Origin of the sequence: Dryocola clanedunensis subsp. sulfonylureivorans, assembly GCF_016756775.1 — a bacterium.
Lineage (GTDB): Bacteria > Pseudomonadota > Gammaproteobacteria > Enterobacterales > Enterobacteriaceae > Dryocola > Dryocola clanedunensis.
The window spans coordinates 206,619-222,742 of record NZ_JAERMU010000007.1; the positions used below are offsets into that span (position 1 = coordinate 206,619).

General features: G+C 55.1%; 14 protein-coding genes. 1 reads left to right on the forward strand and 13 read right to left on the reverse strand.

Going from position 1 to position 16,124, the window contains the following annotated elements; all coding sequences use genetic code 11:
• Positions 1-54 precede the first annotated feature (54 nt).
• The 9 genes from emrB to proV form a co-directional block, all read right to left on the reverse strand.
• Positions 55-1,593, reverse strand: a complete 1,539-nt coding sequence (emrB, locus tag HYQ67_RS09375; protein WP_202303420.1) for a multidrug efflux MFS transporter permease subunit EmrB — start codon at positions 1,591-1,593, stop codon at positions 55-57.
• Positions 1,594-1,608: 15 nt separating this feature from the next.
• A complete protein-coding gene (emrA, locus tag HYQ67_RS09380) occupies positions 1,609-2,784 on the reverse strand; it encodes a multidrug efflux MFS transporter periplasmic adaptor subunit EmrA (protein WP_202303421.1) in 1,176 nt (391 codons plus the stop codon).
• A gap of 131 nt (positions 2,785-2,915) precedes the next feature.
• On the reverse strand, positions 2,916-3,446 hold the full coding sequence (mprA, locus tag HYQ67_RS09385; protein WP_202303422.1) for a transcriptional repressor MprA: 531 nt from the start codon (positions 3,444-3,446) through the stop codon (positions 2,916-2,918).
• Positions 3,447-3,536: 90 nt separating this feature from the next.
• Positions 3,537-3,872, reverse strand: a complete 336-nt coding sequence (gene ygaH / locus HYQ67_RS09390) for an L-valine transporter subunit YgaH (protein WP_202303423.1) — start codon at positions 3,870-3,872, stop codon at positions 3,537-3,539.
• Positions 3,872-4,609: an AzlC family ABC transporter permease gene (locus HYQ67_RS09395; RefSeq protein ID WP_202303424.1), complete on the reverse strand. Its 738-nt coding sequence runs from the start codon at positions 4,607-4,609 to the stop codon at positions 3,872-3,874. The genes ygaH and HYQ67_RS09395 overlap by 1 nt, the downstream gene beginning before the upstream one ends.
• Before the next feature lie 114 nt (positions 4,610-4,723).
• The gene (locus HYQ67_RS09400) at positions 4,724-5,908 is read right to left on the reverse strand and encodes an MFS transporter (RefSeq protein ID WP_202303425.1); all 1,185 of its coding nucleotides are present in this window, start codon (positions 5,906-5,908) and stop codon (positions 4,724-4,726) included.
• 347 nt (positions 5,909-6,255) lie between these two features.
• Positions 6,256-7,248, reverse strand: coding sequence for a glycine betaine/L-proline ABC transporter substrate-binding protein ProX (gene proX, locus HYQ67_RS09405; RefSeq protein WP_202303426.1), 993 nt, complete (start codon positions 7,246-7,248; stop codon positions 6,256-6,258).
• 57 nt (positions 7,249-7,305) lie between these two features.
• Entirely contained in the window at positions 7,306-8,385 is a 1,080-nt protein-coding gene (gene proW / locus HYQ67_RS09410; RefSeq protein WP_202303427.1) for a glycine betaine/L-proline ABC transporter permease ProW, read from the reverse strand.
• Positions 8,378-9,580 (reverse strand): glycine betaine/L-proline ABC transporter ATP-binding protein ProV, encoded by a 1,203-nt coding sequence (gene proV / locus HYQ67_RS09415; protein ID WP_202303428.1) that lies wholly within the window; start codon positions 9,578-9,580, stop codon positions 8,378-8,380. Before proV ends, proW begins: the two co-directional genes overlap by 8 nt.
• Before the next feature lie 537 nt (positions 9,581-10,117).
• On the opposite strand from proV, the gene HYQ67_RS09420 reads away from it, so the two are divergent.
• Entirely contained in the window at positions 10,118-12,112 is a 1,995-nt protein-coding gene (locus HYQ67_RS09420) for a BCCT family transporter (protein ID WP_202303429.1), read from the forward strand.
• Between the two features lie 125 nt (positions 12,113-12,237).
• Here HYQ67_RS09420 and nrdF read toward each other — a convergent pair whose 3' ends face one another.
• Genes nrdF through nrdH form a run of 4 tightly spaced genes read right to left on the reverse strand, consistent with a single transcriptional unit; the run spans position 12,238 to position 15,973 of the window.
• On the reverse strand, positions 12,238-13,200 hold the full coding sequence (nrdF, locus tag HYQ67_RS09425; protein ID WP_202303430.1) for a class 1b ribonucleoside-diphosphate reductase subunit beta: 963 nt from the start codon (positions 13,198-13,200) through the stop codon (positions 12,238-12,240).
• Between the two features lie 9 nt (positions 13,201-13,209).
• The gene (nrdE, locus tag HYQ67_RS09430; RefSeq protein ID WP_202303431.1) at positions 13,210-15,357 is read right to left on the reverse strand and encodes a class 1b ribonucleoside-diphosphate reductase subunit alpha; all 2,148 of its coding nucleotides are present in this window, start codon (positions 15,355-15,357) and stop codon (positions 13,210-13,212) included.
• A complete protein-coding gene (gene nrdI / locus HYQ67_RS09435; RefSeq protein ID WP_202303432.1) occupies positions 15,330-15,740 on the reverse strand; it encodes a class Ib ribonucleoside-diphosphate reductase assembly flavoprotein NrdI in 411 nt (136 codons plus the stop codon). Before nrdI ends, nrdE begins: the two co-directional genes overlap by 28 nt.
• Entirely contained in the window at positions 15,737-15,973 is a 237-nt protein-coding gene (gene nrdH / locus HYQ67_RS09440) for a glutaredoxin-like protein NrdH (RefSeq protein ID WP_202303433.1), read from the reverse strand. The genes nrdI and nrdH overlap by 4 nt, the downstream gene beginning before the upstream one ends.
• Positions 15,974-16,124 lie beyond the last annotated feature (151 nt).

The following is a 16,124-nucleotide window of genomic DNA, read 5'->3' on the forward strand; positions in this document are numbered from 1 at the left end:
AACCACCCTATGGCTGTTTTTGTCGTTCGAGTAAGCGAGCGCCACCCGACATTTTTAGTGCGCACCGCCTGCGCCACCGCCTGCACCGAATGGCGGTTTGGCGAACCACACCAGCCCCAGCAGCAGAATGAAAACGCCGCCGGAGAACCAGAAAATCTCGTTTGCCGAGATAATCAGCCCCTGGCTTGTGATCTGCTGGGCGATATAGCCGGACGCCTGCTGCGTCGTCATCCCCAGATTCTGCAGATCGTTATACATCTGCACGGCATTCTGGTTAAACGGCGTCACCGACTCCGTGAGCTGGGCGTGGTGCAGAGACTCGCGGTTAGTCCACAGCGTGGTGGTTATCGACGTACCGATAGAGCCAGCCAGCGTACGGGTAAAGTTGGACAGGCTCGACGCCGCCGCCAGGCGCTCAGGCGGCAGGCCGGAGAGCGTAATGGTCGTCAGCGGCATAAAGAAGCACGCCACCGCGAAGCCCTGAATAAACTGCGGCCACGCCGATCCGCCAAAGTCCATCCCCGGCTCGAAGGTATACGCGCGCCAGTAGAAACAGACCGCGTACATGATAAAGCTGAACGTCACCAGCCGCCGCATATCGAGCTTGTGCGCAAAGCGCCCGATGATCGGCGACAGCAGTACCGGCAGAATGCCGACGGGCGCAGAAGCCAGGCCCGCCCAGGTTGCCGTGTAGCCGTATACCTCCTGTAGCAGCTGCGGCAGCAGAACAATCGCGCCGAAGTAGAGCATGTAGGCAAGGCTGATACACAGGCAGCCGATGGTAAAGTTTCGCGACTTAAACAGCGACAGGTCAACTATCGGGTTATCGTCCGTCAGCTCCCAGACAATCAGGAAGCTTATCGTCACCACCGCGACGATGGTCAGCACGATGATTTCCGTTGAGTTAAACCAGTCCAGCTCTTTACCCCGGTCGAGCATCACCTGCAGGCTGCCAATACCGACCACCAGCAGCGCAAGGCCGATGGCATCAATGCGCCGATTTTCAGTGCGCGTTTCCCGACCCCGCAGCGTTTGCAGCGTCATCAGTACCACGACCGCGCCGATAGGCACGTTGATAAAGAAGATCCAGCCCCAGTGATAGTTATCACTGATATAGCCGCCGAGGATCGGCCCGAAGATAGGCGCGACGATAACCGTCATCGACCACATCGCCAGCGCAATGCTTCTTTTGGCCGGCGGATAATTGCTCAGCAGAAGACTTTGCGACAGAGGGATCAGCGGCCCGGCGACAATCCCCTGGATCACGCGGAAGAAGATCAGCATCTCAAGGCTATTCGAGACGCCGCACGCCCACGAGGCGATCACAAACAGGATGGTCGACCACAGGAACAGTTTTACTTCGCCGAAACGTTTAGCCAGCCAGCCGGTGAGCGGGATCGAGATGGCGTTTGCCACCCCGAAGGAGGTGATAACCCATGTCCCCTGGCTCAGGGACGAGCCAAGGTTCCCGGCAATGGTCGGGATCGCCACGTTGGCGATGGTGGAGTCCAGCACCTGCATGAAGGTCGCCAGAGACAGCGCGATGGTCATGATGACCAGCTGGGCTCCTTCTAGCGGTTTAAGCTGTGCCATACAACCTCCGCTTTATTAACCCGCATTCGCCTGGATAATCTGGTTAATCAGCTTGTTAACCGGTGCCAGATCCAGCTCTCGGGCGTTACTTTCATAAACCGGCGAGTTACGGGTCTTGCTTGACAGCATGCTGCCTTCGCGATCCGTGGTGTTCACGGTGACTAACGTTGACAGGCCGATACGCAGCGGATGCTGCTCAAGCTGTTTTGCATCCAGCTCGATACGCACCGGCAGACGCTGAACCACTTTGATCCAGTTACCGGTGGCGTTCTGGGCTGGGAGCAAGGAGAAGGCGCTGCCGGTCCCCATATCCAGGCCGACGACCTTGCCGGTGTATTCTACGTTGTCGCCGTAAATATCGCTGACGACGGTAGCGGACTGGCCAATACGCATGTGGGCCAGCTGGGTTTCTTTAAAGTTGGCATCAACCCACAGGCCGCTAGCCGGCACGATGGCCATCAGAGGCGTGGTTGGGCTGATTTGTGCGCCAACCTGCACCGCACGGCGGGAGACATAGCCGGTCATCGGGCTGACGATTTTGGTCCGCTGCAGGGCCATCCATGCGTTACGCAACTCGGCGGCCGCCTGCTTCACGTTGGGCTGCTCTTCGAGTTTCGTTCCGAGGATCATTGCCTGGTTGGCGTTGTACTGCTGAACGGCAACGTCCAGCGCAGCCTGAGCGGATGCCACGGTGTCACGGGCGTGCTGCAGCTCTTCACGGCCAATCAGGTTTGCGCTGCCTAAAGGTATACGACGGTTCAGGTCGCTTTGCGCCTGGGCCAGCGCGGTCTTTTTCAGCTCAATGTTGGCCTGATACTGCTTGCTGTTGATCATCTGCTGGCGCGTCTGACGCACGCTGGAGGCCAGCACGGTCTGCGCCTTCTCGAACGCCTGCTGGGCGTCGGCCTGGTCAAGCGTGACCAGCACATCGCCTTGTTTAACGAAATCAGTATTATCAGCCCAGACCTTGGTGACGCTGCCTGAAACCTGGGACATGATCTGGACCTGGTTACCGGCGACGTACGCATCGTCCGTATTTTCGTAATGACGTAATACCAGGAACCAGTAAATTCCATATGCCACGGCAATAATGACGAAGAGCAAGGTTAACAGCAGGAGGGCAGTTTTACGTTTGCCCTTCTTATTGTTGACCGGTTGCTGCGGGTTTTCAGTCTCCGCATGTGCGCTCATGCTTATCTCCAAACTTATTATTATTGTGGCCAGCTTAGCTGACCCGTTAGTGCATAGAGGCCAGCAATGGAGTTGCTGGCCTCTATAGTTATCTGTTTTCCGGGATGCTTAATCGGGTCTGACGCGTCCTGTCAGCGAACGGCTTCGAGCATGGTCTGATCGACGTCCATTTTGTCCAGACGGGTCAGCAATTTGCGGGTGATGGCTTCCAGCTGCTCTTTTTCAGTGCCGCTCAAAGACGACCACAGCTCGTGCAGGCAGCTATGCTGCGGCGGCAGGACCTGGCGCAGGAATTCATGACCTTTATCGGTCAGCTGCAGGTGCAGGCAGCGGCGATCATTATCGCTTTCACGGCGTTCAATCCAGCCGCGTTTTTCCAGCTCATCGGCAATGCGCGTTGCATTCGTACGGGATGAACCCAGCGCACAGCTCAGTTCGGATGGCTGAATGCTGTGGTTTTCCTGGGACTCAAGCGTAATTAACGCCATAAACAACGTTTCGTTAATCCCCTGAGCTTTCAGCATCTTATTGCGGTTTTCCAGCAGCTTACCCTGCATGTGCATACACAGACGGGTCAGCAGGATCTCCTGATACGGGAAATCCTGATGGCGCTTGGCGCGAAATTTTAGCATTTGTTCAATGGGCGTAAACGAACTATCCATTTTGGCATAACCTCATTAGTTGCAGCCGATATAGTAACGATGGTGACAAATAAAGTAAATCTATTGTTCAGGGATTTTTATCCGTCGGGTCTATATCACCATCATAAGTTTCCAGGCTAATCCATAACCCAGAGCACTGAGTAGCGTAGGAATGATAATGCTACGCGTCTTATAGAAGCTCATGCCGAGGACCGCGAAACCGACCAGCGTCGGCAGCAGACGCCTGCTGTCCTGCATGATTTCCGGTGCGCTTGAGACGACCAGCAGCGCGCAGATTGACGCGATGCCGATGCTATCCAGCAGCACGCCGGTTGCGCCACGTTTTGCCGGGCGAGTGGCGTTTGCCCGCAGACGCAGGGGCAAATAGCGGAATAAGTAATTGGCGAAGCCGACCAGCAGGCCGAGTATCAGGACTTGCGTACTCATTAGGCCTCCTCCTGATAAAACGCCTGGATCACGGCGGCCAGGCAGCCGCAGACGATGCCAGCCAGAATGGCGACGGGAATAGAAACAAGCGTTACGCCCAGCAGCGCGCCCGCCAGTGCCGAGGTGACCGTCCAGGATTGCTTGCGCTGGAAGGAAGCCAGCAGGAAGCTTAAGAACAACGCGGGCAGCATGAAGCCCAGGGCAGCTTCTACCGCCGGGAAGTTATCCAGCAGGCCATTGCCTGACCAGGCACCGAGCGCCGTTCCCAGGATCCATGAAAACCATGAGCTGAAGGCGATGCCGATCATCCATTTTTCGCTCCAGCGGCGGTTGTCTCGCACCAGCTTCGCGGTGGCCGCGGCGAACACTTCGTCGGTCAGACCGAATGCCCAGACGGCGGTTTTGCGTCCGCTGAGCGTTCTGGTAATACGTTGACGCAAAGAAGGGCCATATAGCACGTGGCGAACATCCATCGCCATTACGGTCAGCGCGGCAACCCAAAGGGAGCTGCCCGCCGCCAGCAGCGCGGTTATCACAAACTGGCTGGCACCAGCGTAGATAATGCAGGAGAAAAAGAGACTTTCGAGCGGCGTGAAGCCCAGCTTAGTGGCGTTGAGTCCGAAGGCAAAGGCCACCGGGAGGTAGCTGATGACGATAGGTAAGCTATCTTTCAGACCTTCAACCCAGGTTGCTTCGTCAGGATGGTTATCGGTTGATACTGTCGCGGGAGTGTCCATATTAAATTTTTATAAATAACCAGCGTGAATGTCACTCGAATTAATAATCAGGGACAACCTTAACAGACTGCCCCAGGCCTTAACACCCCCAAATGTCCACATGGGTGTAAAGGATTATTGGCACTCAGGCTGGCGATGGTAGCCGCGCCACCAGACAAACAGGTTTAGCAGCGCCATCACGGCACCCGCCAGACAAACGCCATTCCAGCCCGCGTGCTGGTAGGCGCTCGCTGAAATCATTGAGCCCGCCGCGCCGCCGATAAAATAGCTGGTCATATAGCCTGCCGTCAGACGGTTGCGGGCCTCAGGCATCATGCGATAAATCACCGTCTGGTTGGTGATGTGCACGCCCTGCACGGTGAGATCCAGCACCAGAATGCCAACAATCAGCGCGATAACCGAAAACTGACCAAGTGCGATGGCAATCCAGGACAGCAGAAGAAGCACCAGACCCACGGTCGTGGTCAGGTGCGCTTTGCCCTTATCAGCAAACCCACCCGCCGGGCGTGCGCCTAATGCGCCAGCTGCACCCGCCAGGCCGAACAGGCCGATGACGCCTTCCGAGAAATTAAACGGCGGTGAGGCGAGCAGGAACGCCATTGACGTCCAGAGAATGCTGAAGTTCGCGAATGTCAGGCAGCCGAGCAGGGCACGGGTGCGCAGCAAGCCGTCTTTGATAAATAAGCTGAACACGGAGCGGAGCAGTTGGGGATAGTTAAGATGATTTTCCTGCTTCACCGTAGGCAGGCCGCGCCACAGCGCTATGGCCATAATAACCATCAGCACGCTGGCAACCCAGTAAACCGTGCGCCAGCCGCCCAGGCTTGCCAGTAAACCTGCTACGGTACGCGCCAGCAGGATCCCCAGCAGCAGGCCGCTCATAATGGTACCCACGACCTTACCGCGCTTAGCGGGTTCTGCAAGGTGTGCCGCGAGCGGCACCAGAATCTGCGCGACGACGGAGAATAAACCGGTTAACGCGGTGCCGAGAATCATCATTGGCAGCGTCTGGCTGGTGGCCGTGATCAGCATGCCACCTGCGGCCAGCAGCGTCATAAAGACAATTAGGCCGCGTCGTTCAAACATATCCCCCAGCGGCACCAGCAGCAGCAAGCCTGCGGCATAGCCCAGCTGGGCTGCGGTGACGATAAACCCGGCCTGATTGATAGAAAGGGAAAATGCGTGAGCGATGGTATCCAGCAGCGGCTGCGCGTAGTAATTGCTTGCCACGGCAAGGCCGGTGGCGACAGACATCAGGGCAATCAGTGCGGGAGTCAGCCCGTGAGAAGTATTTTTCATTGTTATCTTCAGCTTGTCATTGAGACCGCGAATAATAACGAAAATTGATCGTTAAGACAGGATGGGTGGGTGTCGGATTGTGCGGTTAATATTAAGATTTTGTAGGGTGGATGTCATTATATTTAACCGGATGGACCTTGCTTACTACGACAGACGTAAGCAAAGTATCATCCGGATAGATTAGGCGGAATGTGTTACCTGTGTGGCCGGTCTGATCTGTAACCTATGTGACCGGTCGTACAGGTAGCGTCATCCACCCTTTACGCTGGCGTCGGGAGGCGCTGGCGCTTTCCCGACCGACTAAAAGACTCTGATACTTCCCGCCAACGCAGGAAGTATCAAGATTGTTACTTAGCGGCGAGCGCCTCTTTTACCCAGCCATCAAACTGTGCCTGGTGAGCTTTGATCCAACCGTCAACGTGACCGTTAATGTCGGCTTCTGAAGAGTGACCGGCATGCATCATTGCATTTTCAGCATTGATATCGGCCAGCGGCAGTTTCATCAGGCTGAACAGTTTTGCCGCCTGTGGGTTTTTCTCAGCCCAGGCTTTGTTTGCCACAATGTGCATGGAGTTAACCGGGAAGCCGTAGTTCGCGCCGTTTGGCAGTTTGGTATCGATATTTTTCTGTTCACCCGGCATGGATGAGAACGGCACCTGCAACCAGACGGTATCTTTTCCAGGAACGACGACATCGCTTACCCAGTATGGCGTCCAGGTGTAGTACAGAATCGGCTTGCCTTCTTTATAGCGGGTCAGGGTATCGGCGATCATGGCCGAATAGTTACCCTGGTTATGCACCACGGTGTCGCTCAGCCCAAAGGCTTTAATCTGGTGGTTGATCACGGCTTCACATCCCCAGCCAGGCGTACAGCCCGTCAGGTCTGCTTTACCGTCGCCGTTGGTATCGAACAATTTGGCAATCTTAGGGTCTTTGAGCTGGGCAATGTTGCTGATTTTGTACTTTTCAGCGGTTTTTTTATCGATCAGATAACCCTGGGCGGCACCTTCGACATAATTACCTTCACGATAAAACCTGGTCTTCCCCCCAGCGGCGGCAAACATATCATCGTGCAGGGGTTGCCAGTTAGTGGCGGTAAAAGTAGCGTCGCCAGCGGCAATCGAGGTGTAAGCCACGTTGTAATCAACTTCGCTTGGCTTGTTAACGGTATAACCCATTTTCTCCAGCGCGCGGCTGACCAGCAGCGTCTGGAAAGTCTCTTCAGAGATGGTGCTCTGCACGGGCTGAACGGTAATGCCTTTACCCGGCAGGTCGGCAGCAAAGGTGCTGGTGGTAACGAGTGTGGCAAGGGCTGTGGCTAAGATAGCAGTGTGTCGCATCGTTAATCCTTATTTGTTATGAGGGGCAAGGGGGCGGCAAAAGTGCCGCCGCCAGGCTTATTTACAGAAGGGGCGAATCAGCAGGCCCAGAGGACCGGTGGTATACCAGCGACGGTTACCACGGCTTCGTGAATCGCGGCCGATAGACTGCGTCAGGCGGTCGAGAATAATGGCCAGGATAACAATCCCCACACCGCCGACGGTGGCAAGCCCCATATCGAGGCGGCCAATGCCGCGCAGCACCATCTGGCCAAGACCGCCGACGGCAATCATTGAGGCGATGACGACCATCGACAGGGCAAGCATCAGCGTCTGGTTTACGCCCGCCATAATGGTCGGCATGGCCAGCGGCAGCTGTACTTTAAACAGCATCTGGTGTGGACTGGCACCAAACGAACGGGCCGCCTCAATCAGATCTTCCGGCACCTGTTTGATACCAAGGATGGTCAGACGCACGATAGGCGGCAGGGCGAAGATAATTGTCACCACTACGCCCGGCACGTTGCCGATACCAAACAGCATGACGATCGGCACCAGATAGACAAACGCCGGGGTTGTCTGCATCGCATCCAGCAGTGGACGAATAAACTTCGCGGCCCGATCGCTACGCGCAAGCCATATGCCGAGCGGCAGCCCGATGATCATACAGAACAGCAGGGCCGTCAGGACCAGCGCCAGAGTAATCATCGCCTGAGACCAGGCTCCGATGGCACCGATGGCAACGAGGGAGACCAGCGTTGCAATCCCCATCCCGAGGCTGGACATCTGCCAGGCAATCAGCGCGAAAATAATAATGGCCACCGGCGCAGGCATCCCCAGCAGGAAGTGCTGGAAGCCGCTGAGGATGTAATCCACCGGCACACGGATCCCCTGGAACACAGGTCGGAAGTTGGTGACGACCCAGTCGATGCCGTGTGTGACCCAGCTGTCTAACGGGATCAGCGTCTTATGAAACGGATCGAGAATATTAAAATGTTCTGCCTGCGGGGCCGGTGCTGCATTTAACCAGTCAGCGCTGCCGCTGGCGGCAGGCGTTGAGGCTGCCTGGCTGCCCCATGCATCTGCACTGGCTGCGGCCTGATTTGTTGTTGCGTCGGCAGCTGCGCTGCCGGTATCCCACGGATTTGAATTACTCATTGGTCACCCCCTCACGGTCTAATGCCTGCAGCAGCACCCCTTTTGAGATGATGCCTACGTACTGATTGTCTTCACCCACAACCGGTACCGCGCACGGCGCCTGACCTACATGGGTGAGCAGATCGCTCAGTGACGTTTCGGCGGAGACGGCCGCCGGGGATTCCAGAAATGCGCTATCCAGACCCAGTCCGTTGGCCATAGCGGCTTTCAGGGAGTCGGTGGAGACAATGCCGAGGAATTTCTGGCCGCGCTCGATGACATAGCCGTATTCACGATCGTCGTCCTGAAGCAGCTTCAGCGCGACGCGAGGACCAAAACCTACAGTCTTACGCAGCAGGCCTGCCGGGCTACGACGGGCGATATCTTTTGCGCTAAAGACCTGGCTGATATCTACGCCGCGGAAGAAGGTGCGCACATAGTCATTGGCCGGATTATTAAGGATTTCATCCGGCGTGCCGACCTGTACCACTTCACCGCCCTGCATAATGGCAATACGGTCGCCAATACGCATGGCTTCATCAAGATCGTGGGAAATAAAGACAACGGTACGCTGATGTTTCGCCTGCAATTTAACTAACTCGTCCTGCATCTCAGTACGAATTAATGGGTCGAGGGCGGAGAATGCTTCATCCATCAATAATATGTCTGGATTGATGGCCAGCGCACGGGCTAATCCCACGCGCTGTCGCATGCCGCCGGAGAGTTCATCAGGGTAAGCGTGGGCATAATTTTCCAGCCCAACCTGACGCAAGGCATCGAGCGCTTTTTCATGACGCTCAGCAACCGGCATGCCTGCTAATTCCATACCAAACGCCGTATTATTTAATACGTTCATATGAGGCATTAAAGCGAATGACTGGAAGACCATTGATATCTTATTTTTGCGAACCTCGCGGAGTTCAGAGTCTGATATTTTAGCAATGTCTATGCCGTCTATCAGTACCTGCCCGCGGGTTGGTTCAATCAGGCGATTGAGAAGGCGAACCATGGTCGATTTACCCGAACCGGATAACCCCATGATGACGAAAATCTCGCCTTCTTCAATTGCCAGACTGGCGTCTTTTACGCCAAGCGACAGTCCTGTCTTTTCCAGTATTTCTGCCTTGGAAAGGCCTTTTTCAATATATTTGAACGCGCGCTGTGGATGCTCGCCAAATATTTTATATAAGTTTTTTACTTCTAATTTAATTGCCATGCAATAAAGTTAATCCCATATTTAATTTAGCTATACACAATTCCTGATGGAAATATTTACCTGGTTACACCCTAACACACTCAGAATCTGAGACAACCCTCAATGCCTGCGCAGATAATTACCCACAAAATATGCGTGGGTGAAATTGTCTGTGATAGCAGGGGCTAAGCGCAAATTCATGGCAAACGATATTTTTTGTTAATAAATGGATATTTTTGCCTGTTGGAGGGTGCGCGAGCCGAAATTTTGTGGTCATAAGTCAAGCAGGATGCATATTAATTTCGTCAAATGCTGCGGGTAATAGCGGCTTAAATGTAGTAGTTATTACGTAAATTTATGCAAATTTTTAAATGTTGCAGTGAACTTGTTAAGTAAAAATGCTAATCACAATTTACCTTAAAATCCTTTTTAGAATTTTAAGATTTTCTTTATGGTAAACTCGTCGGTTCAGCTTTTTCAGGCGATAATTTTTTTCGTTTGTTGGAGGGTTTTTAACAGTCAATCTCGCTCTTTAACGGACTAACAAAAAGGTATTTTATGAGTCAAAGCGATACGGAAAACGTAGGTCGCCGCAGTAAGATTAATCCCCCGGTATTTTTTATCTCTGCCGCGTTAATCATTGTTCTTGTTGCATTTTCTTCTATTTTCCCCGAGCTGGCTGACCGCAAGTTCAAAGCGTTGCAGCAGGGGATTTTCACTAACGCCAGCTGGTTTTATGTTCTTGCTGTTGCCCTGATACTTCTGAGCGTCACCTACCTCGGGCTGTCGCGTTACGGCAACATCAGGCTTGGGCCGGATCACGCCCAGCCAGACTTTAGCTATGTCTCCTGGTTCGCCATGCTGTTTTCCGCAGGCATGGGTATCGGCCTGATGTTCTTCGGCGTTTCCGAACCGGTGATGCATTACCTTAATCCACCAGTAGGGACGCCAGAAACCGTAGAGGCCGCCAAGCAGGCCATGCGCCTGACCTTCTTCCATTGGGGTCTGCATGCCTGGGCGATTTATGCCATCGTCGGGCTGATTCTTGCCTTCTTCAGCTATCGCCACGGTTTGCCGCTGACGTTACGTTCCGCGCTCTATCCTATTATAGGTAACCGGATTTACGGGCCGATTGGCCACGCGGTGGACATCTTTGCGGTCATCGGCACGGTCTTTGGCGTCGCTACCTCCCTGGGCTATGGGGTTTTACAGGTCAACGCGGGGCTGAACCACCTCTTCGGCGTGCCTATTAACGAAACCATGCAGGTGATTCTGATTGTCGTGATCACCGGGCTGGCGACGCTTTCTGTGGTTTCCGGGCTGGATAAAGGAATCCGAATTCTGTCCGAGCTGAACCTCGGCCTTGCCGTGCTGCTGCTGCTGCTGGTCATGATCCTCGGGCCAACCGTTCTGATATTGAAATCCTTTGTGGAAAATACCGGCGGCTACCTGTCCGAGATTGTCAGTAAGACCTTTAACCTCTATGCCTACGAGCCAAAATCCAGCAACTGGCTGGGTGGCTGGACATTGCTTTACTGGGGCTGGTGGTTGTCATGGTCGCCGTTTGTCGGCATGTTTATTGCCCGCGTTTCCCGTGGTCGTACCATTCGCGAGTTTGTGACGGGCGTGCTGTTTGTTCCGGCGGGCTTTACGCTGCTGTGGATGACGGTGTTCGGCAATACGGCTATTAATCTGATCATGAATAAAGGAGCGAAGGATCTGGCAACTACCGTGCAGACCGACGTTTCACTGGCCCTGTTCAACTTCCTCGAGCACTTCCCGTTCTCCACGGTCCTGTCCTGTATCGCTATGGCAATGGTCGTGGTGTTCTTTGTCACTTCTGCGGATTCCGGTGCAATGGTGGTGGATACCCTGGCATCCGGTGGTTCCGACCAGACGCCAGTCTGGCAGCGGATATTCTGGGCTGGCATGATGGGCGCCGTCGCCATTGCTCTGCTGCTTGCCGGTGGGCTGGGGGCGTTGCAAACGGTGACTATCGCCAGTGCGCTGCCATTCTCTGCCATCCTGCTGGTCTCTATTTATGGTCTGCTGAAGGCGCTACGCATTGATGCCTACAAGCAGGACAGCCAGCAGATGACGACCATTGCGCCAACGGCCGCCCGGAACCCGATCTCCTGGCAGCGCCGTTTACGCAATATCGCCTACTTCCCGAAACGTTCGCAGGTCAAACGCTTCGTCAGTGAGGTGGTCCACCCGGCGATGCTGCTGGTGGAAGCGGAGCTGGCTAAACAGAATACCGTCTCCGCTATCGACGATACCGCGGAAGATCGTATTCGTTTCGAAGTGGACTTTGGCGACGATCTTAACTTCGTCTACGAGGTTCGTCTGCGCGCCTACATTCAGCCCGCCTTTGCTCTGGCAGGCTTAAGCGATGAAGAACGCGACGATGAACAGAAATATTACCGTGGTGAAGTTCACCTGAGAGAAGGCGGTCAGGATTACGACCTGATGGGCTGGAACCAGGAGCAGATCATTCACGATATCCTCGACCAGTACGAGAAACACCTGCACTTCCTGCATCTGGTTCGTTAACCAGCCGGATGACGCTGCGCTTATCCACCAGTTTTTAGGTCGGATAAGCGCCAGCGTTGCCCACCAGTTTTTGTATGTCGGATAAACGCCAGCGCCATCCGACACTTAAGACGCCTCAGGCAATATCAAAAGTTCCAGTCCTCATCCTCCGTCTCAACCGCCTTTCCCATCACATATGACGATCCGGACCCTGAGAAAAAGTCATGGTTTTCATCCGCATTGGGTGACAGCGAGGCCAGAATGGCCGGGTTAACCTCCGCCATCTCCGGTGGGAACAGCGCGTTATAACCCAGGTTCATCAGCGCCTTGTTGGCGTTGTAGCACAGGAACGTGCTCACCTCTTCGACCCAGCCCACGCCGCCGTACAGCGCTTCGCTGTAGGCCATCTCGTTTTCATACAGCTCCAGCAGCAGGCCAATGGCGAAGTTTTGTAGCTCCTCCTGCCGTTCCGCGCTCTCCTGCGCCAGCGCCCTCTGGTATTTGTAGCCGATGTAATAACCGTGCACGGCCTCATCGCGGATAATCAGCCGGATAAGATCGGCGGTATTGGTCAGCTTGCCGCGGCTTGACCAGTACATCGGTAAATAGAAACCTGAATAGAAGAGGAAAGACTCCAGAAACACGCTGGCGATTTTCTTCTTCAGCGGATCGTCCGCGTGGTAATGGGCGAGGATAATCTGCGCCTTGCGCTGCAAAGGTTCGTTCTCTTCGCTCCAGGCATAGGCCGCGTCCACGTCTTTAGTCTGACAGAGCGTCGAGAAAATCGAGCTATAGGAGCGGGCGTGAACCGCCTCCATAAAGCTCACGTTCGACAGCACCGCCTCTTCGTGCGGGGTGAGGGAATCCGCCATCAGCGCCGGTGCGCCAACATTATTCTGAATGGTATCCAGCAACGTCAGCCCGGTGAACACGCGAATAGTGAGCTGCTGCTCGTCGTGGGCCAGCGACTGCCATGCCGGGATATCGTTGGACAGCGGTACCTTCTCCGGCAGCCAGAAGTTGCTGGTCAGCCTGTTCCATACCTCGAGGTCTTTCTCGTCCTCGATCTTGTTCCAGTTGATGGCGCGGATTTGTGTAAGCGTCGTCATATTCTCTCCTTATAGGGCGCAGGACACGCAGCCCTGCACCTCCGTGCCTTCCAGCGCCATCTGCCGCAGGCGAATGTAATAGAGCGTTTTGATGCCCTTCTTCCAGGCGTAAATCTGCGCTTTATTGATATCGCGGGTGGTGGCGGTATCCCGGAAAAACAGCGTCAGCGACAGCCCCTGATCGACATGGCGCGTGGCCTCGGCGTAGGTATCAATGATCTTCTCCGGGCCGATGTCGTAGGCATCCTCATAAAACTCGAGGTTATCGTTGGACATAAACGGGGCGGGGTAGTAGACGCGCCCGGTTTTGCCCTCTTTGCGAATTTCAATGCGCGAGACGATCGGGTGAATGCTTGAGGTCGCATGGTTGATATACGAGATGGAACCGGTTGGCGGAATCGCCTGCAAATTCTGGTTGTACAGGCCGTGCTTCATCACGTCGTCACGCAGCTGCCGCCACTGTTCCCGCGTCGGGATCTCTATCCCCGCCCCGGCAAATAACTCGCGTACCTTCTGGGTTTTCGGCTGCCACTCCTCTTCCAGATACTGGCGGAAATAGTCGCCGCTGGCGTAGCGGGAGTTTTCAAAGCCCGCAAAGCGCTGTTGACGTTCCCGAGCCAGCAAATTTGAGGCGTGGATGGCGTGCCAGGTGATGGTGTAGAAATAGATATTGGTAAAGTCCAGCCCCTCCGGCGAGCCGTAGGCAATGCCCTCGCGGGCCAGATAGCCGTGGAGGTTCATCTGCCCGAGGCCAATCGCGTGGGATGCCGCGTTCCCGGCATCTATCGAAGGCACCGAGCGGATATGGCTCATGTCCGAGACCGCCGTCAGCCCGCGAATTGCCGTCTCTACCGTGCGGCCAAAGTTCGGCGAGTCCATGGTATGAGCGATATTCAGCGAGCCAAGATTGCAGGAGATGTCTTTACCGATCTGCGCGTAGTCGAGATTTTCGTCATAAGTGGACGGGCCGTTAACCTGCAAAATCTCCGAGCACAGGTTGCTCATATTAATGCGCCCGGCAATCGGGTTGGCGCGGTTAACCGTGTCCTCAAACATGATGTACGGATAGCCGGACTCAAACTGGATTTCCGCCAGCCGCTGGAAGAAGTCGCGGGCGTTGATAAACGTTTTGCGGATGCGCTCGTCCGCCAGCATCTCTTCATATCGTTCGCTCACCGCGATATCACCAAACGGCTTGCCGTAGAGGCGTTCCACGTCGTACGGCGAGAAGAGCGCCATCGGCTGATTATCCTTCGCTAACTGGAAGGTGATATCAGGAATGACCACGCCGAGGGAAAGCGTTTTGATACGAATTTTTTCGTCGGCGTTTTCGCGCCTGGTATCCAGAAAATGCAGGATATCAGGGTGATGGGCATGAAGATAAACCGCCCCGGCCCCCTGGCGTGCGCCGAGCTGGTTGGCGTAGGAAAACGCATCTTCGAGCATTTTCATTATGGGGATCACGCCGGACGACTGGTTTTCGATGCGCTTAATCGGCGCACCGGCCTCACGCAGGTTTGAAAGAAGAAATGCCACGCCGCCGCCGCGCTTTGAAAGCTGTAAGGCCGAGTTCACCGCCCGGCCAATCGACTCCATATTGTCTTCGATGCGCAGCAGGAAGCAGGAGACCAGCTCCCCGCGCTGCTGCTTGCCGCAGTTGAGGAAGGTTGGCGTGGCGGGCTGAAAGCGGCCGGAAAGCATCTCATCCATCAGTAGCCAGGCGAGCTTCTCGCTGCCCTGTGCCAGCGTCAGCGCTACCATGCAGACGCGATCCTCGAAATGCTCCAGGTACTCTTTACCGTCGTAGGACTTCAGGGTGTAGCTGGTGTAAAACTTCCAGGCGCCGAGGAACGTTTTGAAGCGGAAGCCGCTGTTGTGCGCCTTCTCAAACAGCGCCACGACAAAGCCGTACTCGTAGCGTTTAAGCACGGCGTCATCGTAGTAGCCTTCGGCAACCAACGCGCTGAGCCGGGCATGCTGGCTGGAAAACTGCCGGGTTCGGGGCAGCACGTGCTGCTCAAGAAACTTTTCGACCGCCAGCTCGTCTTTGGCAAACTGAATGCGGCCATCGGCATCATAAAGATTCAGCATGGCGTTGAGCGCGTGATAGTCCGCGCTCCCGGTCGCGGTTACGCGGATTGATTCTGTCGTAGCCAAAATTCGCTCACTCCTTTACGCACGTTTTCGATGTCTTGTCCGGTGCCCAGCAGCTCAAAACGGTAGAGATACGGCACCCGGCATTTTTGGGCTATCACGTCGCCCGCCCGACAGAACCCTTCCCCGAAGCTGCGGTTGCCGCTGGCGATCACCCCGCGCAGCAAAGCCCGGTTTTCAGGGTTGTTCAAAAAGCGAATGACCTGAGCCGGCACCGCGCCTGCAATCCCGCCGCCGCCGTAGCTGGGGACGATCAAAATATAGGGTTCGGTCACGACCAGCTTCTGTTTAACCTCAAGCGGAATGCGCAGGGCGGGTAGCCCAAGGCGTTCGACGAAGCGCCGGGTGTTTTCCGACTCGCTTGAAAAGTAAACGAGGCTGCTCATGCGTGGGCGACGATACGCAGGCGGTTGATCATGTCCGGACGAAAACCGCTCCAGCTCTCCTGGTCGGTGACAACGACCGGCAGCTGGCGAAAGCCCATGGCCCGCAGATCGTCCGCCGCTTCGGGCCGCTGGTCGAGATTCACCAGCTCAAAGGCGAAGCCACGGCTTTCGATGGCGCGTTTGGTTGCATGGCACTGAACGCAGTCGTTACGCGTGTAAATAGTAATGCGCATGATTCGTATTCTCTCGTTGGTTGATGAGTGAATACTAGATGTAGTTGAAATGATATTCAACCGTACAAGATATAGTATTTTTAGATAAGGGGATTTAGAGCGGAGGAGGGCGTGGTGGAAAATTGTAGGGTGGACAAGCGATAGCGTCATC

Coding starts and splice junctions, on each gene's coding strand:
- mprA (WP_202303422.1), bottom strand. CDS start 3,446: ATGGATAGTTCGTTTACGCCCATTGAACAAATGCTAAAATTTCGCGCC.
- HYQ67_RS09420 (WP_202303429.1), top strand. CDS start 10,118: ATGAGTCAAAGCGATACGGAAAACGTAGGTCGCCGCAGTAAGATTAAT.
- nrdI (WP_202303432.1), bottom strand. CDS start 15,740: ATGAGCAGCCTCGTTTACTTTTCAAGCGAGTCGGAAAACACCCGGCGC.
- nrdF (WP_202303430.1), bottom strand. CDS start 13,200: ATGACGACGCTTACACAAATCCGCGCCATCAACTGGAACAAGATCGAG.
- HYQ67_RS09395 (WP_202303424.1), bottom strand. CDS start 4,609: ATGGACACTCCCGCGACAGTATCAACCGATAACCATCCTGACGAAGCA.
- proV (WP_202303428.1), bottom strand. CDS start 9,580: ATGGCAATTAAATTAGAAGTAAAAAACTTATATAAAATATTTGGCGAG.
- nrdH (WP_202303433.1), bottom strand. CDS start 15,973: ATGCGCATTACTATTTACACGCGTAACGACTGCGTTCAGTGCCATGCA.
- proX (WP_202303426.1), bottom strand. CDS start 7,248: ATGCGACACACTGCTATCTTAGCCACAGCCCTTGCCACACTCGTTACC.
- ygaH (WP_202303423.1), bottom strand. CDS start 3,872: ATGAGTACGCAAGTCCTGATACTCGGCCTGCTGGTCGGCTTCGCCAAT.
- proW (WP_202303427.1), bottom strand. CDS start 8,385: ATGAGTAATTCAAATCCGTGGGATACCGGCAGCGCAGCTGCCGACGCA.
- emrB (WP_202303420.1), bottom strand. CDS start 1,593: ATGGCACAGCTTAAACCGCTAGAAGGAGCCCAGCTGGTCATCATGACC.
- emrA (WP_202303421.1), bottom strand. CDS start 2,784: ATGAGCGCACATGCGGAGACTGAAAACCCGCAGCAACCGGTCAACAAT.
- HYQ67_RS09400 (WP_202303425.1), bottom strand. CDS start 5,908: ATGAAAAATACTTCTCACGGGCTGACTCCCGCACTGATTGCCCTGATG.